Below are 26,540 nucleotides of genomic sequence, written 5' to 3' on the forward strand. Positions count from 1 at the left end.
CCCTACTTTTTGTCTATATGCTATAAATATGATGCTATAACATTTGCTATTCTTGCTAAAAACCAATCCCATTTACTAATTTTCTCAAAATCTTCTTCCGAAAATCTTTTTGATTTATGGAAGTCTTCTTTTAGTCGATCCCATACGTCAGCAACAACTGTTTTATCATATACGACACAATTAGATTCACAATTTAAATAAAAACTTCTATTATCAAAATTCGCTGTACCTATATCAACAATTTCTCCATCAATGATTGTTACTTTCCCGTGAAAAAAACCATTCCGATATTGATAGATCTCCGCTCCAGCATGGTTCATCTCTCTCAAATACGGATAGGCAGCTTGTTTTAACAATACTGCATCACTTTTAAATGGTACGAGAATTTTCACATTGACACCGCGGTTTAATGCACCTTTTAACTCTTTCATCATTTCTTTACTTGGTACAAAATATGGTGTAGCAATAATTAAAGACTTTTTAGCCTGCTTTAAAAACGCTCCATATTTTTCCCATAACCCTTTTCCATCTGAAAATAAATATTGATATTTTACATTCCCAATTGCAGGTAGACTTTCATGTACAGGCATTTTTTCTCCCGTATCTTCTTTCCAGTCAGCAGCAAATTTTCTTTCCATATCCGTGGCACCATTCCCCTTAACCCGCACATGATAATCACGCCACTGGCCAAATTTCGGATCTTGTCCAAGGTATTCCTTTCCGATGTTAAAGCCGCCGATATATGATACTTTTCCGTCTATCGTAACAATTCGTCTATGATTTCGCTGATGCAACGAATAGACTAAATGTTTCAATTTAGGTTTTTTACTAAACGTAAACTGGACACCATTGCTTTGTAGTTGACGAATTACCTTTTTCTTCAGCTTATATCCACCTATTCGATCGACTGACAATTTCACTTCTACTCCGCTAGATGCCTTTTTCTCGAGCAACTGCAAAAACTCTTTGCTTATTTCATCTTTACCTACAATATAAAAATGGATATATATGTACTTCTCCGCATTACGTATATCCTCAAATAAATTCGTATATAACTCTTCACCGTTCGTATACAGTTGAAATTCACCTAATCTAACTTGTCCTACTTCATATTCACTAGCCATTTTTTTCCCCATTTCCACATCGATGTTCATCCAAATGAATACACCTATTACACAAAGGATTACAACGAAAAAGTGTTTCATGGATATTTTCCTTTCTCCACTTACTGTTATTTCTATATCTTCCCTTTTTTAATACAATATCATTCAAGAAAATATGTCATTGCATGATATATGTCCATATCAAACGATAGCTCATTTGCATATTGTATGTTGTATCTTAAAATAAAAGGAGGAAATAACAATGGGCTTCGCACATGGTAATGGATTCGCGTTATTAGTCGTATTATTTATCCTCTTAATCATCGTCGGTGCTGCTTGCTTCTGCTAAGTAGTTATTGTCACATGATATGCGGATAGAAAAACTATAAAAGCGGACACCTATTTTTAGGTGTCCGCTTTTCATATGAAGAACATTTCGCTCTGTTATAATACTTTTAACAACTAAATATTCAATTCAAAAAGTTAGTAATGTAGCTACTTTCTTACTCTCTGCCTTACGTATATGACGTTGTTCTGCACGTAACACTGCAATGCGATGTAATTCTTTCTCTTCTTCTGTTTCAGGGATTACTCGCGGCACAGGAACTGGATTATTTTCCTTACTCAGTGCAACAAAAGTAACAAAAGACGTTGCTGCGATACGCTTCTCACCTGAAATTAAATCTTCCGCTACTACCTTCACAAATACTTCCATAGACGTTCTACCCGTCCAAATTACAAAGGATTCATAACTAACACAATCTGAAGAGCGAACTGGATGTAAGAAATCAACCCAATCCATAGAGGCTGTTACACATTCTTTTCTTGCATGCCTCGTTGCTGAAATAGAAGCAACCATATCCATCTCGGCTAATATCTTTCCACCAAATAACGTGTTATGATCATTTAAATCTGTTGGAAATACTCGGCTCGTTTTGAACACCCTTGATTCATTGGCTGTTTTCCCCTTTACTTCTGTCATTGTTATCACCCCTTTAATGATGTATCCTTAATATCTCAATAATCGCTATACTAAATGAACTACACGTTTAATATTAACAACATTCAGAACTTTTAGTCCATAAAAAAGAACCGATGTTATCAATCGGCTCCTCTAAATACATATTGTTCTTTTGGCTGTTCAACTTTATTCCATTTCGTTACTTCTAAAACAGGAATGTTCGCATGGAACGGCTGATAAAATTCAGTAGAAATTTCTCCCTCTATTTGAATCCAATCATCGTTTTTCCATTCTACACCTTCTGGCTTTTTCACTAACATACCATATACACCAGAATCCGCTACACAATGTATAATACCGAAACGGAATAAGAAGTATTGTTCTTTTTTAGAAGAATCATCTTTGAAAACAAAACCTTTAAATGATAATTTTTTCCCAGTAAACTCACCAGGGTAATTGTAAATCGTCTCCATTCCTTTTAGGAAGTTTTCATCATTTAAAGTAACACTATCCTTTGTTACAAACTCTTTCTTCCCTTTCTCCATTACACCACGGTATCCTTCTTTTCCGTAATATATACTCGTATCAGGTCTTAAAAATTGCCTTCTCATAAATGGATCTGTACTTTCTGCTTGTGCAACAGGAAAATGAAACCCTTTTGCCTTAACAATATCTGAATCTAACGTTGCAATCGGGAAAAACAAACCTGAGACTATCGGAAAACAAAACAATGTGTACGAAAATGCTTTTTTCCACCAAGTATTTTCATCTTTCGAATGATCATGCCCGCAATGGCTATGATCACAACCACAATTATGCTGTTCTCTTTCTTTTTGATGTTCTTTTTGGAAAACGATTATAATTTGAACAACAGTTAAAAAACCTAATATAATAGCTGCTGTTTTTGATAAGTAGGCATACTTCATATTAATATACTTCGTAATATTACCTGAAATATGAAGCTGCGCGATTAAGATTGTAAAACCTAATAATATATATGCTCGAAACATAACCTACCACCCCATCGCATAAATGAGTAGTGAGCTTGCATAAACAACAACTGTAACTGTAACTGTAACGACAATTACAAATTTTGTTTTAAATGTCGCAAGCATCATAAACATATTTTTAATATCCACCATCGGTCCATATACGAGGAACGCGACAAGTGATGCTGTTGAAAATGTACTTTGGAATGACGAAGCAATAAATGCATCTGCTTCTGAACAAAGTGATAAAATGTAAGCAAGTCCCATCATAACAGCTGGTGAAGAGAACGGCCCTTGTCCTATAGCAAGAAGTGTTGAAGTTTGTACGAACGTTTGAACTGCAGCTGCAATTAATGCACCTAATACTAAATATTTTCCCATCGAGAAAAATTCCTCAACAGCATGCGTACATACATCCCACATTTTTTTACGTAATGGACGCTTATGATTCACTTCTGGGAAGTGATCATCTCGTAATTGATGTTCTTTAAACATAAATGATAATATAATTCCAACAATGATTGCTACGATAATCGCTACAATAGAACGATACCATACCATGTGCATACTACTTCCAAAGGCAACGTATGTTGCAAATAATACGACCGGATTAATAATTGGACCAGTTAACATAAATGCAATCCCGGCATATGGCGGAACCCCTTTTCCAATTAATCGCCTAACAATCGGAACGATTCCACATTCACAACCTGGAAACATCATCCCTAAAAAAGTAGCCATTAAAACAGACAGAAATCGGTTTTTCGGCATCCATTTTGCTACCATATCTTCTGTCACAAACATTTGAATGAATCCTGAAATAAATACACCAATGAGCACAAAAGGAAGTGCTTCGATCAATATGGAGATAAAGATTGTATTCATTTGCAGGAATGCTTTCGGTAATTGAAACAATTCCATGATGTATTTCCTCCAACTTTTCATTAACAATATGTAATTTTAACCCCATTTTATTGATTGGACAAGACTTATACGGAATTCATCCCTTTCATATACATTACATTTTATAAGTTATATTCTATTCAAAATTTGGGATTTCATAGCAAAAAAGCTGCTCTAGCGCAGTTACACAACTATGCTAGAGCAGCTTTCTTATCGTTAAAAGTAACGTTTCTTCCAAAATACAAATGCTAAAGCGCAAGATAATGTTGCACATATTATGAGTACAATTACAAAACCTTGAGCCTCACCTTCAAATGGAACCTTTACGTTCATTCCGAAGAAACTAGAGACCATTGTTGGTAATGATAAAATGATTGTAATAGACGTTAACAGTTTCATAACACTGTTCAAATTATTCGATATAACAGAGCTAAAAGTATTCATCATTCCACTTAGAATATGACTATATATTTCCGCCATTTCAATAGCCTGTTTATTTTCAATTAATACATCTTCTAATAAATCTTGATCGTCTTCATACATTTTTAAAAATGTACTGTTACGCATTAATTTTTGAATTACAATTTTATTCGCCTTCAATGATGTTGTAAAGTAAACTAAACTTTTTTCAAGACCTAGCAATGTGAAAATCTCTTTATTTTTCATCGACTGATTTAATTGATGCTCTAAATCGATTGTCTTTCTGTTAATTTGCTTTAAGTATCTTAAATAGTAAGTAGAAATCGTATATAAGAGCTGAAGTGCAAAGCGTGTCTTTTTAAACGTATAAAATTCTTTAATACGTTGATTAATAAAACGTTCAAAAATTGGATTTTCTTCTAAACAAATTGTCACAAAGCAATCTGGCATTACAATCATACCTATTGGAATCGTGTCATAAATCGAATTTCCTTCTTCATCATGTCTAACTGTTGGAATATCCACGATTATTAAAGTATTATTGTCTTCCTTTTCAATACGAGAGCGTTCTTCATCATCTAAAGGGTCTTTAATGAAATCTAAGTCCACATTTAAAGTTTGTACTAGATATTGAATTTCTTCTTCCGTTGGATGAAGTACATTAATCCAGCAACCCTTTTGCATTTCCTCAACCTCTTGTAGTTTTCCGTTTCGGTCTGTTAAATAAATATTTAACATACTATCACCCCGATTCTTTTTACATGTAGGAATCTACCTCTCTTACATAACAGTTTTTGAACCGCCATTCTCAGCATATGAAACATACGTTTAAATTTCAATAGAAAAATTATTTTGAAAACGTTTTTATAAGAAAAATATTATAAAGTGAAACTTTAATCAGTGGGGGGCTTCATCCCCCCACTGATTTTCAGCCCTCACCAATCGGGCTTTTACGGGCAGCCCGCCCCCAACCAAACTTCTTTTCTTTCGCTGAATTTTGAGGTGAGGATCTTACTGCCCGTTAAAGCGGGATAAACAAAGAAAAAGACAGAGTGCTCTCTGCCTTAAAAAGCTTATGTTGCCTTTATAACATATTTAGAAAGCATCCACAAGTTAAAGCCAACTGAAATCGTATAACCAGCGTATGTTGAAATAATAAAACTTACATAATCAAAATACGGAAGCAATACAATATTTAAAACTATCTTCACAATAATGCCAATCACTAACCCTAGCACTGTTTTCTGTTGTTGATTAATTCCTTGCAACATTGCAGCCGTTACTGTAAAAAGCGAAAATAGTATACAAGCAGGAGCGTAATACTGTAAAATAACGCTTCCCATCTCCGGATCATTTCCGGCACCAAATAAAAGAGTATACACTGGTTTTGCTAACACCATCATTCCAATTGCCGCGGGTACCGTAATACCTACTACTAATAGATTCGTCCTCGTAAAATGTTTGTACAGTAACTTCACATTTCCTGCTGTATAAGCTTTTGTCATCTCAGGTACGAGTGACATACTAAAAGCAGTCGCAACGGAAACTGGGATAAGTACAACCATCTGAACAAGTCCAATTATCGCATTAATCTTCTCCGCTTCTCCTTGCATATATCCTATTTGTATAAGTAATTTATTAATTGTAAATGTGTCAATCGTCTGATACAACGGAATTGCTAAACCAACCACAACAAATGGTATTGAATATGTAAAGAGCTCCTTATATAGTGAAAAAAAAGATTTCGTTGTTTGCGGTATACTTGCCATTTCTTTTTTCTTTAAGTGCTTTCTCCTCCTTATGTAATACGCACTTAAAACAGTTAGTCCACCTATCGCTCCCATAAAAGCACCGAACGTTGAAATACCAACAGCTAGTGAGATAGAAGCTTTTAAAACATATAAAACGACAAAGCTTCCTATCAAGATGGTTAAGACTCGAAAAAATTGCTCTACAACTACACTTAGAGCAGAAGGCCCCATCGATTGAAATCCTTGAAAAAAGCCCCTTAATAAACTCATTACTGGTACGAGTATTAACGCAAAACTTACAATTTGAATATTAGTAGTGACCGCCGCTACACTATTCCCCGTTTGATCATTTCCATCGATTACAAGTTTAGCCAAATGCGGAGCTAGCATATATAACGTAAAACACGAAATAACTCCCATTATAAACATAAAAACAATTCCACTTTTCAACACTCTCTTAACCGTATGATAATCATTTAATTGATCATATTTTGATACCATCTTTGAAACTGCAAGTGGTAGTCCCATCGTCGCAATGCTAAGCATAATTGTATATGGACGATAAGCATACGTGTATAAAACGTACCCACTCGTACCGACCATAGCTGTAAATGGTATAACATATATAAACCCTAACATTTTAGATATCATCGTTGCCATTGTTAAAAATATCGTTCCACGTATAAACGGTGACCCTTTCATCACATTCCTCCGCTACGCTTTATTATTACACATTATGGACAACTCCTTTTTTTTAGAACCAAAACAAATAAAAAAGCCAATGAAAAATCATTGACTTTAACGCGCTGCTTTTTTCTTTTTGAAATACTTTAAACCGAAGTATAGAGCAACAAAGAGAACCGCTCCTATAATTATGTAATGTGTGTAGTCAGATGCATACTCTTTAATATGTCGCCAATTTCCACCAAGCTTTTCACCTAAATATATAAATAGTATTGACCACGGAATAATCGCAACTACTGTATACAGTGTGAATAGTTTTAATGGCATCTTAGCTAATCCTGCTGGAATAGAAATTGCATGACGTACGACTGGGATAAAACGTGCCGAAAAGATTACTCCTGCTCCGTAACGCTTAAACCAATTTTCTGCTATGTCTAAATGGTGTTTATTAATAAGCAGATATTTCCCATATTTCTCTACAACTGGACGTCCACCATAGTATCCAAGCCAATATAAAAAGATTTGGGCTAAAGTACCACCGATTGTTCCAGCAATAACTGCACCGACAAAGCTAATTTTACCATCTGCGACTAAAAAGCCAGCATACGAAAGTACAATTTCACTTGGGATAATTTCAATCATTAAAGCTAGCGCTACTCCAAAGTAACCTAAACTTGCAAAAAATTGCAATAACTGATCTATTATGCTTGCTAACATCTTATTTTCTATCTCCTTTTTTCTTCACATACCATCTCATTATTACATAAAGGTTGCATTCTGCCAATATCTTCATGCCGACAATATCACAGGCATACGCATTATTAATCTATTACTATTTCTTTCTGAGGTTCTTTTATGTAGGCAAACATTTGTTTAATTTGCTCTTCTGTATTTCTAGCAATCGATAAATTAGGCAATTCATTTTCACCAAAAAACTCCACATCATCTGTTTCAATACTAGTTTTCTTTTCACCGCCAATAATTTTACAGCCAATAAAAATTTTATATACATGCGTTGCTGAAGGCGATGGTTGATGTTTTTCTTTATCAAATATAGCGAGTAACTTAAAATGATCTACCTCATAACCTGTCTCTTCGAAAACCTCTTTTGCTGCTACTTCTGTCGGCGTATAACCGATATCAGCCCATCCACCTGGCAATGCCCATTTCCCATCACTTTTTTCTTTCACAAATAATAACTTTTCATTTTGAAAAACGACTGCTCTTATATCGACTTTAGGTGTTTGATAGCCTGTCTCACTTGCAAATAACTTCTCTACAACTTCCCAATCTGTCTTTGTATAATGTGACATCATCGAAATGGAAATATCCCGTAATTGTTGGAAACGTTCTATATCATACACATCCTTAGAATACGTTAAACCCGCTTGAGCTATAGATTGTATTTGTTTTACCCAATCAATCCATTTTACCGTCATGTTTCCACATCTCCATCCTTTATTAAGTATATATTACGCCAATTCTACCAATACTTCTTTATTATACAAAAAAAGAGATTGATAATGTTCCAATCTCTTTCAAAATTAATCCAATTCATGTAAATGATCTTGTATATACTTTCTTCTTTTATTTATATATTCCTCAATCATATCAGCTTCTTGATCAAATATTTCTAATTTTCCTTTCATATATGGATCTTGTAGTAAATAAGGACGAATCGACTCACACAAACTTTCTACTTTCGGCATCATAAATGAAACGGTAAATTGTTCTTCTAATATTTCTTCCAAAATACCTCGGTATTGCTTTCTAAATACAGGTATATCTAACAATCTTGCACTTAACGTGTTATAACCTTGAATACGAATATATTCATGATTAAGTGGTCTCCCTTGTACATCTCGCCCCCAAGTCGCATCATAATCCCACGGTATTACTTCAAATAAATTTGTTTCATCATTATGATATAGTGCATAGTTATGAACGAAACCATCAAAGTTTTGTGTAAAAATAACGCCAGCTAACCATCGTAAATATTTATCAACATGCAAAAACTTCCCAATTTCTTTTTCATAAGATTCCCTCGACAAAGCGTTCGCTTGAAATACAAATTCACTCAGCTGTTCTTCACTATTTTCATTCGAGTATTTAAATTCATAACCCGCAAAGAGCTCGGTCTTAACATCTTTATCTCTCTCACTCATTAAAGAAAAATTCGCATCATCATCTATCGCATAATAAATAGAACCACTCGGTAATCCTCTATTTTTCAAAAAGTTTTCGTCAACTGATTCTAACTGTAAATATACACCTTGAATTTGACCATTAATTTTTATAAACACATGTTGTGATTTCGGTGAAAGTACACCAATATCATGAAAAAAGTCTAAAGATAATTTATTTCGTATGAGAGACGGATCCATAAACTCAGAATTTAAATGAATCTCTTTCGCACCTTGAAATTTTTTAGGCTTATAAAACATAACATGATAAGATTTTTTCTCAAATTCACGAATATGAGCACCACGGTATACGATATCAATATCATACTTCTTTTTTCCATAAGTTAATTTTGCTGGTACTGGACTGTCTGACCAAATGTCTTTTTTCAATTCCACTAAGTACATTGGATGAATAAAAAAATCATATGAAGGTAGCATGTTTTCTCATCCCTTCTCAGTTCTCTTCATTCAATGTATGCAACTCGCCTTGTCCATACATCCGCTATCATCTATTTATATAAAATTACACTCTTGTCCTGTTCAGAAAGATACCTACATACATATCCTGTTAAGGAAAAAGAATACCTTTTCAACTTAATACATGATAAGGAGGATTTCTATGAAACGTGATATTAGAAAAGCGGTTGAAGAAATCAAAAGTGCTGGGATGGAGGATTTCTTACACCAAGATCCAAGTACTTTTGAATGCGATGATGATAAATTCACTCATCATACTTGTACAACTGGATGTAAATGTACAACTGGGGGTAAATGTCCAAGAACAAGATGTACTCGCGTGAAACATTGTACGTTCGTTACAAAATGTACGCATGTGAAAAAATGGACATTTGTTACGAAATGTACTCGTGTACGCGTTCAAAAATGGACGTTCGTTACGAAAGTGACGCGTAGAAAAGAATGCGTTTTAGTTACAAAACGTACTCGCAGAAAACATTGTACATTCATTACAAAATGCATACGCTTTGAAAAGAAATTTTTCTGGACTAAACGAAGTTTCTGTAAAAAGTGCGAATTCTTCCCGCATAGACACGGTGGCTCTTGCGATGATTCATGCGATCATGGTAAAGACTGTCACGATGATGGACACAAATGGAATGATTGCAAAGGCGGACATAAATTCCCATCTTGCAAACACAAGAAATTTGATCACTTCTGGTATAAAAAACGTAATTGTTAGTTTTTATGCCTACAAAAAAAGGCCGTTTTGCGGCCTTTTTTACGTTTATCCCGCTTTATTGAAAATGACTTATATCTGCAAATTGCTTCACTTCACCTTTACCATCTTCAAATTCTATTATACTGAGACTAGCACTATGCATAAATGGATCATTCCACACATTTTCTATTTCAATACCCGCAAAATGTCCTACAAGTAATTTTGCTGCTGCCGCATGGGAGACAATTAATATACTTTCTCCTTTATGCTTTTCTAAAAGAATCTGCATCCCCTCAATTACCCTTTTATGAACAGCCTCAAAATTTTCTCCTGATGTTGACTGAAAAAGATGTGGCTCATACCAAAATAACTGTATGTCGTCTGGATATTGCCTTTCTATATCATCAATTGTCTGTCCTTCCCATATGCCCATGCTAATTTCATAGAAATGCTCATCCGCGATTATCGGTATATCACGTTCTCCCTTTATTAACTCTGCAGTATGAAGGGTTCTTTCACTCGGACTACTATAGATTGCATGAATAGATAAATCTTTCATTCGCTCTCCTAATTGCTTAGCTTGCAGTATACCATTTTCAGTTAAAGCAGAATTTTTCCGTCCTTGCATTCGCTTCGCTACATTCCATTCCGTTTCACCATGCCTTGTTACATATACCGTTGTCTTCACTTCAATTCCCCCTTACCATGTTGGCCGCAATTCCCACGGTTCTACTCGTCCTACAATCCATTCATTACATTTACGTTCAATTCCTTTTATTACCCCATCCGATATTTCTTCATGAGTAAGCCATCTTGCGTATGTATCTTCTAATATAAAACCTAAAATTATTCTATGATAGCTACATCGCGTACCACCTATTTTTTGTGAGGCTATTCTCGACGCTTTACTGCCTAAAATATGAAAAACTTCGTATGTTTCAGGCGACAAGTCTAATTCTCTACAAATAAGTGATAACGCATCTTTTGCACTTGAGTGTATCCATGCGACAACTAATGTTATTGGGCCATTCCGCTCAATTGTGCTTTTAATAGCTACCTTTACATCGTCATCATTATGATAATCTAACGGAAGGCATGTGATATTTTCTGGTATAGCACTCTCTCGTTTAACATTTTCTAATTTCACTTCATCTCTTCCAATAATAGAAACATGAAACCCTTGCTCACAAAGCCACATAGACACCCTCTTTAGCATTCCTGTTCCACCAATTACTAGCGCATGCAACTTTCTTTGCCCCCCTTAATAAAACGTCATATGAGGTTTATCTTCCCTATAATAATTAAGCCTGTCTTGCAATGTCCCTGAATGAAACTCAAATTTGTGGCCGTCAGGATCAACAAAATATATAGATTCACAGTCCCTTACATCCCGTTCTCTTCCTTGTAAAATATGAACATCGTTTTCTTCTAATCGCTGCAGTAGACGTTCAAAGTCTTTCTGTTCAACAGAAAACGCAATATGTGTATAAGATTGATGAATCTCATTTCTTGGAATATGTATTTCTTCATTAAGCGCTATCCATACTCCACATATATTAAAATATGCAAGTTTTCTTCCTCTAACTAATAATTCTCCTTCCAATACTTTTTCGTAAAATGTAATAGAATCTTCTAAATTAGATACTGAAAAACAAAGATGATTGATTCCTTTTAACAACTCTAATTCCTCCTATACAAATAAAAGATGAGCGAAAATTCTCTCATCTTTTATTATACTATTTTTTTGTAATATATGCCCATTTATAACTGAAGTCCCCACCAAACGTATGATTTGCAATACCTTTTACGTATGGTTTCTCTAAGTATGCGGTACTTTGTTGGTACGTAGGAGAAATGGCAGCATCTTGACCAATTAAGATTTTTTCCGCTTCTGCAAGTGCATTCCAGCGTGCTTTATCATCTTTTAATAGTTCTCCTTTTGATTTCGCTACTAACTCATCATACTTCGGATTAGAATAATCCATTTCATTAAATGAGCTTCCAGTAACAAACATATCAATATAAGTCATTGGATCTGGATAATCTGGACTCCATGCAGATAAAGAGAATTCATATTCAAGTTTCTTTTCTAAATCCAACTTCTGCTTATATGGCTGTTGTTTTAAATTCACTTTAATACCAGGTAAGTTTTTCTCTAACTCTTCTTTAATAAAGTCTCCTACTTTTTTACGACTACCGTTATCATCATTTAGTAATTCGACTGTAATTGTATCTTGACCAAGTTCTTTCTTCGCTTCTTCCCATAATTTTTTCGCTTTTGCTGCATTATCTTTACTGTCACGGAAATTTTTATTTACAGTACGGAAATCTTTCCCATCAGGTCCTGTCGTAAATTTTTCAGGTACTAAGAAATACGCTGGCAATGATCCATCATTTAAAATAACATTTGCAATTCCTTTTTTATCATATGCTAGATCAATTGCTTCACGAACTTTTTGGTTTTTAAACGTTGCATTTTTTTGGTTAAAACGTAAGAAATACATACGTGGATCTAACTTCGTTTTAAATTCATCTGGCTTATTCTTTTTATATTTATCAACAAATTCAGAAGTTAAAATAACCCGATCAGCTTGATCACTATCATATAAATTTACTCCTGTGCTTGTTTCCTTCACAATATTCACATTAATTTCTTCTAACTTCACAGTATCTTTATCCCAATAATTAGGGTTTTTCTTTAACTGATAACTTCTTTCATGTTTCCATTCACTCATCGTAAATGGTCCATTATATAATAATTTATCTGCTTCTAATCCGTATTTATCTCCTTGTTCTTTCACATATTTTTCATTTAAAGGGAAAAATGTTGGGAATGAAGTAAGCTCAAGGAAATATGGTGCTGGTTGTTCTAATTCTACTACTAAAGTTTTATCATCCTTCGCTTTCACTCCTAATTGATCTAACGGTAACTCTCCTTTATTTACTTTCTGTGCATTCTTTACATCAAATAAAATAAATGCATACTCAGCTGCCATTGCTTTATCTAATGTACGTTGCCATGCATATACAAAATCTTGCGCTCGAACTGGATCACCATTTGACCATTTTGCATCACGTAATTCAAATGTATATGTCTTTTTATCTTCACTAATTTTCACGTCTTTTGCCATACCTGGAGTTGGTTTATTATCCTTATCTAAACGATATAATCCTTCCATTGCATTTACAAAGGCACGGAATGATACAGAGTCTGTTGATTTTGACGTATCCATTGAAGGAATTTCAGCTGTTTCTAGTAAGTTTAATACTTGCTTATCTGCTGCCCCCTTACCTGTTTCTTTCTTCGTTGTAGATGCCTTCTCCCCATTTCCGCAACCCGCAACTAATATACTAGTCGATAATGCAACTGCAGCAATCGTTGTTACCTTTCTCTTCATTGTTCCTTCCCCCAATCTATATGTATAAATGAAAGCCAGTATAATACATATTATTATACAAAAGATTCAGATTATTTCAAATATTATTTTCGTATATACAAAAAAAGAAGCGGATAGAGAGCTCTACTATCCACTTCTTTTTCTTTTACTTGTAATCCATCCTCTATGTCAAATGGATTTTGAACTTTAAATATTTCGTCCATTATCTTTAAAAATTCTTCCTCATTTTTAGATTCGCCATTAATCATAAGTGAGTATGGCTCAATCTCACCCAATTTATAATCAACAACAAATTGGATCGTAACCTTTTTCTTCGACATATCCGGACTATCCCCTTGGAACTCTACCAATTCTAATCCTTCCGTGCCACGATAATATGCCCAACCCGGATTTCTAAAATAATTTTCAAACGATTCACCAATTGAAAGGAATGGATATTCATATAGCGAGCTTGTACGAACTTTTTGAATAATATCTCGATCAGTCGGGAAAAAGAAATGGCTGATAAAAATACTAGCAACCGCTAAAATCGTAACAATTGTTGCTCCCATTTTACTCGTTCCACCACTATCACGAATGAGGTACTTTTCAACCGATCCATCTTGAATTTCTCTTGCTTTTATTCGATATATACGCCTTTCTGCAAATTGATAATATAATCCATTCGCAAAAATCGCCATTCCAAATAAAATAAAAACGAGTAATAGAAACGTAAGAGGCACCATATTAATGATCGGCAATGCTACGTTGAAGCCCATATAATAAGAAAACGCATCACACGCTAATAATAACACTACAAATAAAGCTGCAGGTAAATAATACTTACGATATCCGAGCCAACCTACATTGAAAATAGCTGCCCAACCATTCCAGCTCCACCTAGCAATCCGCTTTTCCTCAAGCTCCCATTTCCTTTTGTAATACGGATATTGTCTCCCTACATATACTTCTAATTCCTTGTCTATTAGCGAACTTCCTTCACTCTGTTCAGTATGCAAAGTCCGCTGGCAACTTTCACAATTCAGCTGATTTCCCTCGCAAAGTTGCCCACAATTTATACATTTCAAAACAATCCCTCTTCCCATCCATACGTCATTTCAAAATACCTTCATGTTTTAATAACCACTCTTTCCTCCATAAACCGCCCGCATACCCAACAAGTTTCCCGCTCTTTCCTATTACACGATGACATGGAACGATTATTGAAATCGGATTGCGACTATTTGCTCCTCCTATTGCTCGTACAGCTTTCGTATTTCCGACTTTCTCTGCAATATCTAAATATGAAGCACTTACGCCATAAGGAATCGTATAGAGCGCATCCCATACATTTTTTTGAAATGCTGTTCCCTCAGGAGACAACGGGACTGTGAACTCTTTTCTATTCCCCTTAAAATATTCATCGAGCTCATTTATACATTGATCTATCATTTCATTTGTATGTTCTTCTTGTCTCTCATCAACAAATATAACAGACGTAATTCCTTTATCGTTCGCTGTAATTTCTAGCAAGCCTAATTCACTTTCATAATAAGCTTGGTACATATGTCATCCTCCAATTCAATTCATATTCATTATTGTAACACGAATAGACAAAATTTTTCGTATAAGCGTTTTATTCGAGAAACAAAAACGAGAATGATACAATGTAAGAAAATTCAATCTAGGAGGCTATTGGATGAATTACAAACTTTTTTCACCTTATACAATTAAAGACGTTACATTAAAAAACCGGATTGTTATGTCACCTATGTGCATGTATTCATCGAAAAACGAGGATGGCCAAGTAACGAATTTCCATCTCATTCATTATGGAACAAGAGCTGCTGGTCAAGTTGGTTTAGTTATGATTGAAGCAACAGCCGTGTTACCTGAAGGTCGAATTTCAAATAAAGACTTAGGCATTTGGGATGACAGTCTAATTGAAGGCTTACATAAAGCGACAACTTTTATACACGATAATGGTGCAAAAGCTGCCATTCAACTCGCTCATGCTGGAAGAAAAGCAGAATTAGAAACAAATGCGTTAGCTCCTTCAGCCATTCCATTTAATGAAACAATGAAAATGCCAATAGAAATGAGCAAACACCAAATTAAAGATACTGTATTAGCTTTTCAGCAAGCTGCAGTACGATCCAAACAAGCTGGATTTGACGTTATTGAAATACACGGTGCTCACGGTTATCTTATTAATGAATTTCTTTCTCCACTTACCAATAAGCGGACTGATGAATATGGTGGTTCACCTGAAAATCGATATCGTTTCTTACGCGAAATCATTGAATCGATAAATGAAGTTTGGAACGGACCGCTATTTGTTCGTATTTCAGCAAATGATTATCATCCTGACGGGTTAACAGTTCAAGATTATGTACAATATACAAAATGGATGAAAGAACAAGGAGTAGATTTAATCGATTGTAGCTCTGGGGCTGTTGTACCTGCGCGCATCGATGTTTACCCTGGGTATCAAGTACAATATGCTAAACATATTAAAGAGCATGCTAACATTGCAACTGGTGCAGTTGGATTGATTACGACCGGGGCACAAGCAGAGCAAATTTTAAATAATAACGCAGCAGATTTAATTTTTATCGGACGTGAGTTACTTCGCAATCCTTACTTCCCAAGAATAGCCGCCAATGAACTTGGCTTTGAATTAGAAGAACCGTATCAATACGAGCGAGCGCCTGGGAAAATCAGTACAAATAAATAAAACCGAGAAGCTTTTCTTCTCGGTTTTATTTATTCTATCGTTGTAATTTCATTCGAATTATAAATGTGGATACCTGATTCTTCTCGCAATGCAGTTATATACATCCCTTTTGCCACATCTTTAGCGGAAATTGGTTTATACTTTTTGAAGGCTCCTTTAAATATAAAAGGAATCATACGAGATAATTTTTCCGCCATTCTTTCACCAAAGCGAAATTCTTGTCGATTTCCTACTAATAAAGATGGCCTAAAAATGTGAATACCACCGATTACTAACTTTTGCAATTCCTCTTCCATTCTTCCTTTCACTTGTGAATAAAAGAAAAACGATTTAGGATTCGCTCCCATTGAGGACACAACAAGGAAATTTTGCACCCCTTGTTTTTCAGCTAAACAAGCCGCTCGTAACGTATATTCATAATCTACCTTTTTGAAATTAGCTTTCGTTTTTGCTTTTTTGATTGTTGTTCCTAGACAACTAAATACGTCATCTACAGCAAAGAACTCTTTATATTCCTCTAATGCCAAATAATCTACTTGCTTTTGCTGTAACTTTTCATGTTGCCATTGCATTGGTTCTCTTACAAAAATAGTAACCGAATCGTAGTAATCTGATTCAAGTAATAGACGCGTTATCTCTTGCCCAACTAAACCACTTGCACCAAGTACTAACGCTGTTCGCTTATTCATATATGCATATACCTCTTATTTTACTTTTCTCTCCTTTAGTAACATACAACTTTTAGGAGTTTCCTTCTCTCATTTTACCACAAGTAAAGCACTATGCGTACGCATAGTGCTTTACTCACTCTTTTTTCTCATCTTTCTCTCGTAATTTTGTTACGGTTGATGCATCTCCTAAATTACTTATTAATCTTCTTAAAAAAATTAAGACTACGGCTAATGGTAATACTACCGCTAATATCAATAAAATAGCTTCCATTAAGTAACCCAAACACTCAGCCCCCTCTACACCCTCCTTTCATATATATGAACACAGCGTTGTCACATATGCATGTATTCGCAAAAATAACACACCTATATTTGACAACTTTATAACAAAATCAAATCGGAATGATTATTATTTATTGCAACTTTATAAAAGATGTATTATACTAAGTTCGCAAACTAAAACGTAATTATTCCGTTTTGTATTAAAATGATATTTTTCTTCTATAATTGGGGAAAATATATCCGTAAAAAAAGAAAAGAGGAGAACTTCATGCCTAAAAGATTGACTATATTTTCATTCTTACTTATTTTCACTTTAATTTTTACTGGCTGCTCAAATACAAAAGAAGGTAATGCCAAGAAAGATGGAAAGCTAACTGTTTATACAACTATTTTTCCTCTTGCTGATTTCGCCAAAAAAATTGGTGGCGACTATGTAACGGTTGAAGCAATTTATCCACCTGGTGCAGATTCTCATACATTTGAACCAAGTCAAAAACAAACAGTACAAGTTGCAAAAGCCGATTTATTCGTTTATAACGGGGCTGAATTAGAACCATTTGCTGAAAAAATGGAAAAAGCATTACAAAAAGAAAATGTTAAAATTGTAAATGCTTCAAAAGGTATTGAACTACGTACTTCTACTGAAGAAGAGCATCATGATCACGGAGACGGCCATAAAGAGGATGAACATCATCACGATAAAGACCCACACATTTGGTTAGACCCTACTCTAGCAATGAAACAAGCAGAAAAAATTAAAAATGCACTTGTAGCATTACAACCTGACCATAAACAAGAGTTCGAAAAAAACTTTGCAGCACTTCAAACAAAATTTACTGATTTAGATGATCAATTTAAAGCAGCAGTTGCGAATGCAAAAACGAAAGATATTTTAGTTTCTCATGCGGCTTATGGATACTGGGAACAACGCTATGGCCTGAAACAAATTGCTATCGCCGGTATTTCAGCTTCTGATGAACCATCTCAAAAACAACTTGCTGACATTACAAAAACAGTAAAAGAACATAATCTAAAATATATTTTATTTGAAACATTTTCTACTCCAAAAGTAGCATCCGTTATTCAAAAAGAAACAGGTACAAAGATTTTACGCTTAAATCACTTAGCTACTATTTCTGAAGACGATGCGAAAAATAATAAAGATTACTTCACTTTAATGGAAGAAAACGTAAACACATTGAAAGAAGCTACTAACTAACCAACTTTTGATAAGAAGCTGAATACGACATTCAGCTTCTTTTTTTATGTGTTTCTGCTTGACTTGACCAAAATAACAAGTAAAATTATCCATATTAGCTTTTAAGCTATATTAATTTAGAAGGTGAGTTGGAATTATGACTCTTCACATTTGTGAAGTAACAGAAAAAAATTGGCGTTCGGTAGCTGCTTTAAACGTCACAAAAGACCAGCAGCAATTTATTGAAAGCAATGCGTTTTCTTTAGCAGAATCATTATATGAGGGAAACGGAACGTCAGTAGGTTTATATGATGGAGAAACACTTGTAGGATATGCAATGTATGGATGGTATTGTGAAAAACGTAAAAGCGTATGGTTAGACCGCTTTATGATTGACCAACAATATCAAGGAAAAGGATACGCAAAACGTTTCCTTCGCTTGCTTATTCAATTCTTACAAAATAAATTTGAATGTAAAACAATTTATTTAAGTTTACACCCAGACAACAAACTTGCAATGGGATTATATGAGTCATTTGGCTTCCGTTTAAATGGCGATATTGATGATGAAGGCCCTGTTGTAGGTGTTGTAATGGAGTTACTTTTAGATGAACATACAAACCTGTGAAAACAGGTTTTTTTAGTCCTTCGTTTTTGGCAATCTAGTATTTTTCTACAAAACACTTAGTTAAGTCCAAAAAATAAGCCTGCAATAAACGCAGACTTATTTCACACACTCCTCGAAATGTGCTTGGAACCATTCTTTATTAATATCTTTTCCGATGAAAACAACTTCACTTACTCGATCTTCGCCCTCTTGCCACTCTCTATCATACGAAGCAGCAAATAACGTATGTACGCCTTGGAAAACGATACGTTTATCCACTCCATCAATCGATAAAATTCCTTTGTAGCGATATAAATATTCTCCTAGTTCTTGAACGACAGCTGACATCCACTCATTTAGTTTTTGTAAATCTAACGGACGCTCTTCGCGTAGTACAAACGATTTTACACCTTCTAAATGATTATGCTCTGTATGAGGATAAATTTGTAACGTATCTTTCGTTTTAAACGTTTGAATTTGTAGTAACGATGGAATATCCACATCACAATTAGTCGACTGAATTAACTTTGCAGTCGGGTTTATTCCTTGCAATTCATGTAAGAGATTTTCTTTTTCACTCTCTTCAATTAAATCTAACTTATTCACTAATACAACATCAGCAAATGCAATTTGTTCTTTTGCTTCTAGCCCTTTTTCAAAATGTTTATGTATATGATAACTATCTACTACTGTTACAACACCATTAATTTGGTATGCAGATTGAATAACAGGATCTAAAAAGAATGTTTGAATAATAGGACCTGGATTTGCAAGACCCGTCGTTTCAATTACTAATCCATCAAAGTCCATTTTCCCTTCTGCTTTTACGTCCAGTAATTGTTTTAACGCAACGAGTAAATCCTCACGTACAGTACAGCATAAACAGCCGTTTGTCATTTCCATAATTTCTTCTTCAACATTCATAATCAACTGATTATCAATACCAATTTGCCCGATTTCATTTACGATCACCGCCAATTTCTGACCGTGATTCTCTGATAAAATGCGATTTAATAATGTCGTTTTCCCTGATCCAAGAAAACCAGTTAATATTGTTACTGGAATCATTTTGTACCTCTCCTTATAGCTATATGTTTCTACATTATAGCATATAGAAAAAATCGTTTTTGTAGCAAAACATATTTATTGTATGTACGACACTGTAACTATATAATAATATGTAGCAAGAAAGCCTTTTCAAAATATTATTCATTCATCAAGGGGGCACTTATAATGGAACGAGTTCAAATGGCCGAAACACTCGAATTTTCTCGTATGATTCAAGGTTTTTGGCGTTTAGCAGAATGGAATATGACAAAACAAGAATTACTTTCTTTCATTGAAGATTGTATGGATATGGGAATTACTACTTTTGATCATGCTGATATTTATGGCGGTTATACGTGTGAAGGACTGTTCGGAGAGGCATTACAACTAAAGCCTTCCTTACGTGAAAACATGCAAATCATCACAAAATGTGGAATCGCTCCCCCATCACCGAAATTTCCAGAGCGTTATGTTGCTCACTACAACACTAGTGCAAAACATATTATTCAAAGTGCAGAAGCTTCACTTAAAAATTTACATACAGATTATATTGACGTATTACTTATCCATCGTCCTGATCCTTTCATGGATCCAAATGAAGTGGCAGAAGCGTTCTCACGCTTAAGACAAGAAGGAAAAGTTCGTCATTTCGGTGTATCTAACTTTTTACCTTCCCAATTCAATATGTTAAGTTCATACTTAGATTTCCCGCTTATTACGAACCAAATTGAAGTATCAGCTCTGCAGCTTGAGCATTTTGAAAAGGGAACAATTGATTTATGTCAGGAAAAACGAATCAATCCAATGATTTGGTCACCTCTTGCTGGCGGAGAAATCTTTACTGGTCAATCAGAACGTGCTGTACGTGTACGTGAAACTGTGCAAAAAGTTGCTACTGAGCTAGGTGTTTCTAGTATCGATACGGTTATGTATGCTTGGTTACTTGCACATCCAGCTAAAATGTTGCCAATCATCGGCTCTGGTAAATTAGATCGTGTTAAAACAGCCACTCTTGCTACAAAAGTTAACTTAGACCGTCAACAATGGTTTACAATTTTCGAAAGCTCTAACGGACATCCTGTACCATAATACACAAAAAGAAGAGCCGTTTCTCTACAGCTCTTCTTTTTCATATGTATTTCTAGTCATCGCAAATACACACATATCCCTTAAGCCATTTCCATCTACTGCAACACTCGCACTTTCTAAAACACCCTCTAATTTAAAACCTAATTTCTCAGGGATCGCTCTACTTTTCTTATTTAAAGAATCACAACGAATTTCTACGCGGTTTGCTTTCAGTTCAGAAAAAGCATAATCTGTTATCCCCTTTGCAGCCTCAACCATATAGCCCTTTCCACTAAACCTCGAATCAATCCAATACCCGATTTCAAATTGGGGTATATCCCAATTAATGCGATGCAATCCGCTAGATGCGATAAACTCGCCTGTTTCTTTCGAAAAAACTAGTAATCTTAAGTCCTCACGCTGTAAAAATTGAATATGTGATTTTCTAATACTCACTTCTACTTCTTCCTCTGTTTGCTCTTTTTGTGCAAAAACCATCCATGGTTTTAATTCTTTCATAGAAGCTTGAATGGCATCGTATACAGCTTTACCATCACCTGGTTTCGGCATTCGAATCAATAGCCTTTCAGTATAAAATTCAGAAGGAAAATCGAATAATAATGGATTCACTGTAAACACTCCCTATAATTCTTTTATATATAATAATATCCATCTCAAACTATACAGTAAAGAAATTTCTGAACTTTATACATTTAATTCATTTACATCTACCGCAACACGAACGCCAGATTCAATTGCCCCTTGTATCCATCCGTGATATAACGTTGTATGGTCTCCAGCAAAGAATATTCTTCCCTCTGGTTTGACAATCGCTGGTTGCAACTCTGATTCTTGACCTGCCTGAAATAGAGCAAACCCTCCAAGTGCATATGGATCCAACGTCCAACTTTTTGATATACCTGATAAGAATTCATCATATACTTGACCACCTAATATCGTTGCTAAGTTTTGTAATGTGTAATAAATACGGTCACCCTTTGATAAGCCATCCCATAACAACGCATCATAAGACCATGTATAGCTTCCTAGCATCATAGCTGGTCCCTTCTCTCCAATTCCATAGCTTGGATAATAGGCGTAACGAATTGGCAAATCTGTTATAATTCTGCCACCTAACTGTCCTTGTTCTTCCCAAAATCGACTTTTAAATTGAATTCCTATTTTTGTCGCTGGCATATAATGCAATTCACGAATTGCTTTCCATTTCTCATGAGATATAGAATCAAATGGATCTACTTCTACAAACCGCATTGTCGAAAACGGAATGGTAACAATAACTAAGTCCCCTGTAATACTACTATATTCAAACGTTTCTTCGTTTCGATAGAAAGCTGTCACACCATTATCATGCTGATGTAGCTTCATTAATTTTTGATTATATATAATATCTTCCTCTAATTGTGGTAAAAAAGATTTTGGCAATCTATCATTACCGCCTATTATTTCACAAAATCCGCTCTCCTCTTGCATAATGTATAAAAAACGTAATGTCTCAACGAATGACCTTTCTAAAAAACCTTCTAAATCCAACAAAACGCCAATCATCTCAATTGTTACTGGTGAAAAGTAAGTATTATATTGATAAGGGTGATACTTTAAAAATTGTCCTGTAGAGTATCTGCCAAAATCATTTACTACAACATCCCAATTTTTCTCTGGGTTCTTTTTAATAAAATTTATAATAGGCTGTACCGCTAACAATAATAGCTCCTCAGATGTTTTCCCAACTTCATTCATTTCCACAGGATACTTTAATATACTTGGCTCTTTTTCATATTGTTTTAATGTCGTTTTTCGGCCGTTTACGTAAATAATATCAGTCTCATTCCTATTAATAAAAGGGCCTACCTGTAGCCCAAATTTTCTTATATATGCCATCGTTAATGTATGCGAATACGGAATTCTCATCGCCCCTACATCCAAATATAAACCGGTATCTTCCATTCTAACTGTCTCTATGCGGCCACCTACCCGGTTGTTTGCCTCAAAAATCTTCACTTCATGTCCCGCAGCTTTTAATAAAGATGCCGAAACTAATCCAGCCATGCCAGCCCCTACTACAATAATTTGCTTCGGACTCGTCGTCTTCTTTAATCCTTTATTTATAATTTTTAACGTTTCATCCATCTCCGTGTTATACATTATATCTTTCTGCACAATTCCACCCCTTACTTCATCAAATGGGCATTAGTCGTTTAGTGCATTTTATTCATAAATTTCCATAAACATAACAACAGAGCAAGTTGAATATTCACTGAAAATACATAAGAGATCGCTCTCACATCTCTTCACGCTTCGTATAATATAGCAACAGCAAATAAGGAGTGGTTAAAAATGAAACCAACTTACGACTACAATGCTACAAAAAAGTATTTAGAAGAAAAGAAACAACAGCTATGCAACAAACTTAGTAATATGCATCTATCTAAAAAAGAGCGTGAACAAATAAAACTTGAGATTGATAACTACGAATATATTTTAAATGTAGTCGAAATGAATCATTATGAACGAGGATTTTTACATTAAAAGTGGATATATAATTTATCCACTTTTTATTTTGAGCATTTCATTACGCATTTTTCGTAAGTAAATATATAATAGGATGTACATTAAGATTGAGAGGTATATTCTATGATCAAATTAAGTGTATTAGACCAATCCCCTATTTCAGATGGTAGTACGGCAGCCCAAGCTTTTTCACATACAGTTACGCTTGCACAAGAAGTTGAAAAACTCGGATATACACGCTTTTGGGTATCAGAGCATCACAATTCTGTAAGCCTTGCTGGTTCAAGTCCAGAAATACTTATTTCTCATATTGCAGCAAAAACGGAGCGTATGAGAGTTGGTTCGGGTGGTGTTATGTTACCTCACTATAGCCCGTATAAAGTTGCTGAGAATTTCCGTGTTTTAGAAGCGCTTTATCCAAATCGTATTGACCTTGGTGTCGGCAGAGCACCTGGTGGTATGCCCATTGCAACTCGCGCACTTCAAGAAGGAAAAATGGTCTCACTTGATCAATATCCAGAGCAAATTGCAGATGTTGCAATGTACTTACATGATCAAGTACCAGAAAACCATCATTATGCAAATTTAAAGGCTACTCCTGTAATTCCCACATCTCCTGACATGTGGTTGCTTGGCTCTAGCGGAGAGAGTGCAAAGATTGCCGCACAACAAGGTGCTTCCTTTGCATTCGCACAGTTCATTAACGGATACGGTGGACCCGAGGTAATGGAGGCCTATCAAAAACAATTCCAGCCTTCCTATTTAGGAGATAAACCAAAATCAATCGTCGCTATTTTTGTTATTTGCGGAGAAACAAATGAAGAGGCAGAAAAAATTGCTTCTAGTTTAGATTTATCAATCTTATTACTAGAACAAGGAAAGCGTACAACTGGTACTCCTTCTATCGAAACTGCTCAAAATTATTCATATAGCACGTATGATTTATTCCGTATAAAAGAAAATCGTCAACGTATGATAGTAGGCGATCCGTCTTCTGTAAAAGAAAAAATCATAAACTTAAGCAAAGCGTACAATACTGAAGAATTTATGATTGTCACTATTACTCATCGATTTGAAGATAAATTGAATTCTTATCGCTTATTGGCAAATGCTTTTAATTTATAATTTTAAAAAGGAGATACATCACATATGATGCATCTCCTTTTCTTACTACTTATTGTTTTCATTCCCTATATATTCAATAGCTTCTTTCAATACCTCTTCAAAGTGAATAGGATAATCATGATTTAAGTTAGGTATAATTTTATACTTATGTTCTATATTCTTATCCCTTAATAATTGTACAAATTGCTGTGTGCCTTCGAAACAATCTTCATCTTGATCACCGCAGACTATATATCCCTTTATATGTTTATCCTGTAGTACTCCCAGCAACTCATTCCATTCTTCAACCTCTGGAAGCCACGGTGCCATAAAAATAAACCCATCCACAGCTATATCTTTTTGTAAAATTGTATATAGAGCTACTCTTGCTCCAGCAGAAAAACCGCCAATTATTACATGTTCTACTGTACGGTTCTCTATAAGCTTATCGTAATGCTCTTTTAATTCTTCTTTCCCTCTATGTAAATCATCCCATACAAACCCATCTGAAAACTGGATTTTCGAAGACTGTGGTAAAGCTAACGTATAATTTTGTGCCAAAACAGATTTCCAATATGGTTCTATTATTCCTATATTTTCTTGATCACCGTGCATTGCAATAAATAGTTTTTCTTTTTTCTTACTTTCTATATATTTCACATCTGCTCGTTCTGTTTTCTTTGCTAACTCTTCTCTTTCTTTACATAATTGAACCATTTGATGAAACCCTTCAAATCTATGTAGTGGTTTTAAATCATCGTCCGAAATTAAATACTCATATCCATACCAAAAACCTTTTTCTATAATAGCTTCCTTCATTAAATGCAACGCTTCTTCTTCAAGTCCTGCTGCACTCGCTAATGCATATTTAAAATTATATATTTGAGCCTCATTCCCTACTATACCTTTAGCATGCTCCATTATATAAGTGTACGCTTCTAAACTTCCTTTACTTGCATAGCAATGTAACGTTTCATTTAATAATTGAATGTAAGTCATACCATTTTTCATACATCTACTCCCCCGTAACCTGTTATAATATTTATGTCTCAAACCTTTATATCATTCTGTAATCGTTATATAACTCAAGCTAACAATAACTTTATTCTTAAAATGATACTCAATTATTACTCCTCTTTACCCAATAAATTTAGTATAAAGTTGAATAGACTGAAAAATAAATATTTTTACAACCAAAAAAAAGACAACAATATATTTATTGTTGTTCTCAATACATCTACCCACTCTTTTGTTTTTTTCTATCTGGTTTACTTGAAACTAAATAATGTTTTTCTGAAATATATAAGTCTCTTTTTAATATACGATCTAAGTAAGGTCCTAGTTTCATTCCGCATATGAGGCGATCTTCACTACCTTCTACAATTGGAAACATTTCTTTTTCTGTTACATACTGATCTACTGCCTTTTGTACAATATCAATTTCTTTCACTAGGTTTAAGTTTTCTTCTGTATGTTCAAATACCTCAAGCGTTTCCTTCGTAATAAGAAAATGGTTTGTTGGAAATGCAGGTAAATACGGCTTTAACAAATCATAATTCACTGTATAATCATCATTTACTAATACTGTATAAACGATATTAGCATTCTTTTCTAGAAACTTAGCCATCGCTTGTTCCAATTCATCTTTCGTAATTTCACGCTCTTCTTTTCCAGTTTTGAAAAAGCGAAACATCGCATCGCCTCCTTTTTACTATATTATAGCATAAAAGAAAACTGAAAAATCACAAA

General features: G+C 34.6%; 30 protein-coding genes. 8 read left to right on the forward strand and 22 right to left on the reverse strand.

All coding sequences use genetic code 11. The features are described 5' to 3' along the window. Window positions 1-20 precede the first annotated feature (20 nt). The gene (cls, locus tag BAQ46_RS19140; RefSeq protein WP_071742489.1) at window positions 21-1,205 is read right to left on the reverse strand and encodes a cardiolipin synthase; all 1,185 of its coding nucleotides are present in this window, start codon (window positions 1,203-1,205) and stop codon (window positions 21-23) included. A 160-nt stretch (window positions 1,206-1,365) separates the two neighbouring features. On the opposite strand from cls, the gene BAQ46_RS19145 reads away from it, so the two are divergent. After that, window positions 1,366-1,452, forward strand: coding sequence for a YjcZ family sporulation protein (locus tag BAQ46_RS19145; RefSeq protein ID WP_000505094.1), 87 nt, complete (start codon window positions 1,366-1,368; stop codon window positions 1,450-1,452). 126 nt (window positions 1,453-1,578) lie between these two features. Here the strand turns inward: BAQ46_RS19145 and BAQ46_RS19150 are convergent, their stop codons facing one another. From BAQ46_RS19150 to cotH, 8 genes are all read right to left on the reverse strand, one after another. After that, on the reverse strand, window positions 1,579-2,085 hold the full coding sequence (locus BAQ46_RS19150; RefSeq protein ID WP_000141167.1) for an acyl-CoA thioesterase: 507 nt from the start codon (window positions 2,083-2,085) through the stop codon (window positions 1,579-1,581). 119 nt (window positions 2,086-2,204) lie between these two features. Next, window positions 2,205-3,074, reverse strand: a complete 870-nt coding sequence (locus BAQ46_RS19155; protein ID WP_000488037.1) for a TIGR03943 family putative permease subunit — start codon at window positions 3,072-3,074, stop codon at window positions 2,205-2,207. 3 nt (window positions 3,075-3,077) lie between these two features. Then, entirely contained in the window at window positions 3,078-3,974 is an 897-nt protein-coding gene (locus BAQ46_RS19160; protein ID WP_000418725.1) for a permease, read from the reverse strand. A gap of 198 nt (window positions 3,975-4,172) precedes the next feature. Further along, window positions 4,173-5,114, reverse strand: a complete 942-nt coding sequence (locus BAQ46_RS19165; RefSeq protein WP_000932396.1) for a magnesium transporter CorA family protein — start codon at window positions 5,112-5,114, stop codon at window positions 4,173-4,175. Between the two features lie 335 nt (window positions 5,115-5,449). Next, window positions 5,450-6,829 carry a putative polysaccharide biosynthesis protein gene (locus tag BAQ46_RS19170; protein ID WP_000678837.1) on the reverse strand — a complete coding sequence of 460 codons (1,380 nt, stop codon included), beginning with the start codon at window positions 6,827-6,829 and terminating at the stop codon, window positions 5,450-5,452. 96 nt (window positions 6,830-6,925) lie between these two features. Beyond that, a complete protein-coding gene (gene uptA / locus BAQ46_RS19175) occupies window positions 6,926-7,528 on the reverse strand; it encodes an undecaprenyl phosphate transporter UptA (protein ID WP_000881208.1) in 603 nt (200 codons plus the stop codon). A gap of 104 nt (window positions 7,529-7,632) precedes the next feature. Then, complete coding sequence (locus tag BAQ46_RS19180) at window positions 7,633-8,250, reverse strand: NUDIX hydrolase N-terminal domain-containing protein (RefSeq protein ID WP_000216914.1); 618 nt, start codon at window positions 8,248-8,250, stop codon at window positions 7,633-7,635. 105 nt (window positions 8,251-8,355) lie between these two features. Further along, window positions 8,356-9,432, reverse strand: coding sequence for a spore coat protein CotH (gene cotH, locus BAQ46_RS19185; protein WP_048556892.1), 1,077 nt, complete (start codon window positions 9,430-9,432; stop codon window positions 8,356-8,358). Window positions 9,433-9,613: 181 nt separating this feature from the next. Between cotH and exsB the strand changes: the two genes are divergently transcribed. Further along, the gene (gene exsB / locus BAQ46_RS19190; RefSeq protein ID WP_000817501.1) at window positions 9,614-10,192 is read left to right on the forward strand and encodes an exosporium protein ExsB; all 579 of its coding nucleotides are present in this window, start codon (window positions 9,614-9,616) and stop codon (window positions 10,190-10,192) included. A 55-nt stretch (window positions 10,193-10,247) separates the two neighbouring features. Here the strand turns inward: exsB and BAQ46_RS19195 are convergent, their stop codons facing one another. The 6 genes from BAQ46_RS19195 to BAQ46_RS19220 all read right to left on the reverse strand — a co-directional run bounded on the left by BAQ46_RS19195 (window position 10,248) and on the right by BAQ46_RS19220 (window position 15,114). Further along, window positions 10,248-10,859 (reverse strand): phosphoserine phosphatase 1, encoded by a 612-nt coding sequence (locus BAQ46_RS19195; protein ID WP_061535803.1) that lies wholly within the window; start codon window positions 10,857-10,859, stop codon window positions 10,248-10,250. Between the two features lie 12 nt (window positions 10,860-10,871). Then, entirely contained in the window at window positions 10,872-11,417 is a 546-nt protein-coding gene (locus BAQ46_RS19200; RefSeq protein WP_061535804.1) for a short-chain dehydrogenase, read from the reverse strand. Between the two features lie 15 nt (window positions 11,418-11,432). Further along, the gene (gene fosB / locus BAQ46_RS19205; protein WP_000911692.1) at window positions 11,433-11,849 is read right to left on the reverse strand and encodes a FosBx1 family fosfomycin resistance bacillithiol transferase; all 417 of its coding nucleotides are present in this window, start codon (window positions 11,847-11,849) and stop codon (window positions 11,433-11,435) included. Between the two features lie 58 nt (window positions 11,850-11,907). After that, complete coding sequence (locus BAQ46_RS19210; protein ID WP_061535805.1) at window positions 11,908-13,569, reverse strand: peptide ABC transporter substrate-binding protein; 1,662 nt, start codon at window positions 13,567-13,569, stop codon at window positions 11,908-11,910. A gap of 83 nt (window positions 13,570-13,652) precedes the next feature. Next, window positions 13,653-14,636, reverse strand: coding sequence for a DUF2628 domain-containing protein (locus BAQ46_RS19215; RefSeq protein WP_002163686.1), 984 nt, complete (start codon window positions 14,634-14,636; stop codon window positions 13,653-13,655). A 25-nt stretch (window positions 14,637-14,661) separates the two neighbouring features. Further along, complete coding sequence (locus BAQ46_RS19220) at window positions 14,662-15,114, reverse strand: methylated-DNA--[protein]-cysteine S-methyltransferase (RefSeq protein ID WP_000283894.1); 453 nt, start codon at window positions 15,112-15,114, stop codon at window positions 14,662-14,664. A 133-nt stretch (window positions 15,115-15,247) separates the two neighbouring features. Between BAQ46_RS19220 and namA the strand changes: the two genes are divergently transcribed. Next, on the forward strand, window positions 15,248-16,285 hold the full coding sequence (namA, locus tag BAQ46_RS19225; RefSeq protein ID WP_071742491.1) for an NADPH dehydrogenase NamA: 1,038 nt from the start codon (window positions 15,248-15,250) through the stop codon (window positions 16,283-16,285). A gap of 29 nt (window positions 16,286-16,314) precedes the next feature. Here the strand turns inward: namA and BAQ46_RS19230 are convergent, their stop codons facing one another. Beyond that, complete coding sequence (locus BAQ46_RS19230) at window positions 16,315-16,974, reverse strand: oxidoreductase (protein ID WP_001042754.1); 660 nt, start codon at window positions 16,972-16,974, stop codon at window positions 16,315-16,317. A 115-nt stretch (window positions 16,975-17,089) separates the two neighbouring features. Beyond that, window positions 17,090-17,239 (reverse strand): hypothetical protein, encoded by a 150-nt coding sequence (locus BAQ46_RS30740; RefSeq protein ID WP_000540927.1) that lies wholly within the window; start codon window positions 17,237-17,239, stop codon window positions 17,090-17,092. Between the two features lie 267 nt (window positions 17,240-17,506). Between BAQ46_RS30740 and BAQ46_RS19240 the strand changes: the two genes are divergently transcribed. Beyond that, entirely contained in the window at window positions 17,507-18,457 is a 951-nt protein-coding gene (locus BAQ46_RS19240) for a metal ABC transporter substrate-binding protein (protein ID WP_061130925.1), read from the forward strand. Between the two features lie 136 nt (window positions 18,458-18,593). Next, window positions 18,594-19,064 carry a GNAT family N-acetyltransferase gene (locus tag BAQ46_RS19245; RefSeq protein ID WP_048556899.1) on the forward strand — a complete coding sequence of 157 codons (471 nt, stop codon included), beginning with the start codon at window positions 18,594-18,596 and terminating at the stop codon, window positions 19,062-19,064. Window positions 19,065-19,160: 96 nt separating this feature from the next. Here BAQ46_RS19245 and BAQ46_RS19250 read toward each other — a convergent pair whose 3' ends face one another. Continuing rightward, on the reverse strand, window positions 19,161-20,111 hold the full coding sequence (locus BAQ46_RS19250) for a CobW family GTP-binding protein (protein ID WP_000613439.1): 951 nt from the start codon (window positions 20,109-20,111) through the stop codon (window positions 19,161-19,163). A gap of 165 nt (window positions 20,112-20,276) precedes the next feature. Between BAQ46_RS19250 and BAQ46_RS19255 the strand changes: the two genes are divergently transcribed. Beyond that, the gene (locus BAQ46_RS19255; protein WP_061130926.1) at window positions 20,277-21,179 is read left to right on the forward strand and encodes an aldo/keto reductase; all 903 of its coding nucleotides are present in this window, start codon (window positions 20,277-20,279) and stop codon (window positions 21,177-21,179) included. Window positions 21,180-21,203: 24 nt separating this feature from the next. Here the strand turns inward: BAQ46_RS19255 and BAQ46_RS19260 are convergent, their stop codons facing one another. Then, a complete protein-coding gene (locus tag BAQ46_RS19260; RefSeq protein WP_001068763.1) occupies window positions 21,204-21,788 on the reverse strand; it encodes a GNAT family N-acetyltransferase in 585 nt (194 codons plus the stop codon). Window positions 21,789-21,863: 75 nt separating this feature from the next. After that, the gene (locus BAQ46_RS19265; protein ID WP_001168138.1) at window positions 21,864-23,336 is read right to left on the reverse strand and encodes a flavin monoamine oxidase family protein; all 1,473 of its coding nucleotides are present in this window, start codon (window positions 23,334-23,336) and stop codon (window positions 21,864-21,866) included. Window positions 23,337-23,513: 177 nt separating this feature from the next. On the opposite strand from BAQ46_RS19265, the gene BAQ46_RS19270 reads away from it, so the two are divergent. Both BAQ46_RS19270 and BAQ46_RS19275 read left to right on the forward strand, forming a co-directional pair. Beyond that, entirely contained in the window at window positions 23,514-23,705 is a 192-nt protein-coding gene (locus BAQ46_RS19270; RefSeq protein ID WP_048556901.1) for a DUF3896 domain-containing protein, read from the forward strand. 105 nt (window positions 23,706-23,810) lie between these two features. Further along, a complete protein-coding gene (locus tag BAQ46_RS19275) occupies window positions 23,811-24,812 on the forward strand; it encodes an LLM class flavin-dependent oxidoreductase (protein ID WP_048556902.1) in 1,002 nt (333 codons plus the stop codon). 45 nt (window positions 24,813-24,857) lie between these two features. Here BAQ46_RS19275 and BAQ46_RS19280 read toward each other — a convergent pair whose 3' ends face one another. Together BAQ46_RS19280 and BAQ46_RS19285 are read right to left on the reverse strand one after the other, a co-directional pair. Next, a complete protein-coding gene (locus BAQ46_RS19280) occupies window positions 24,858-25,802 on the reverse strand; it encodes an alpha/beta hydrolase (protein WP_061130927.1) in 945 nt (314 codons plus the stop codon). Between the two features lie 226 nt (window positions 25,803-26,028). Then, entirely contained in the window at window positions 26,029-26,484 is a 456-nt protein-coding gene (locus BAQ46_RS19285; RefSeq protein WP_000488187.1) for a DUF3939 domain-containing protein, read from the reverse strand. Window positions 26,485-26,540 lie beyond the last annotated feature (56 nt).

Origin of the sequence: Bacillus paranthracis, assembly GCF_001883995.1 — a bacterium.
GTDB classification, from domain to species: domain Bacteria; phylum Bacillota; class Bacilli; order Bacillales; family Bacillaceae_G; genus Bacillus_A; species Bacillus_A paranthracis.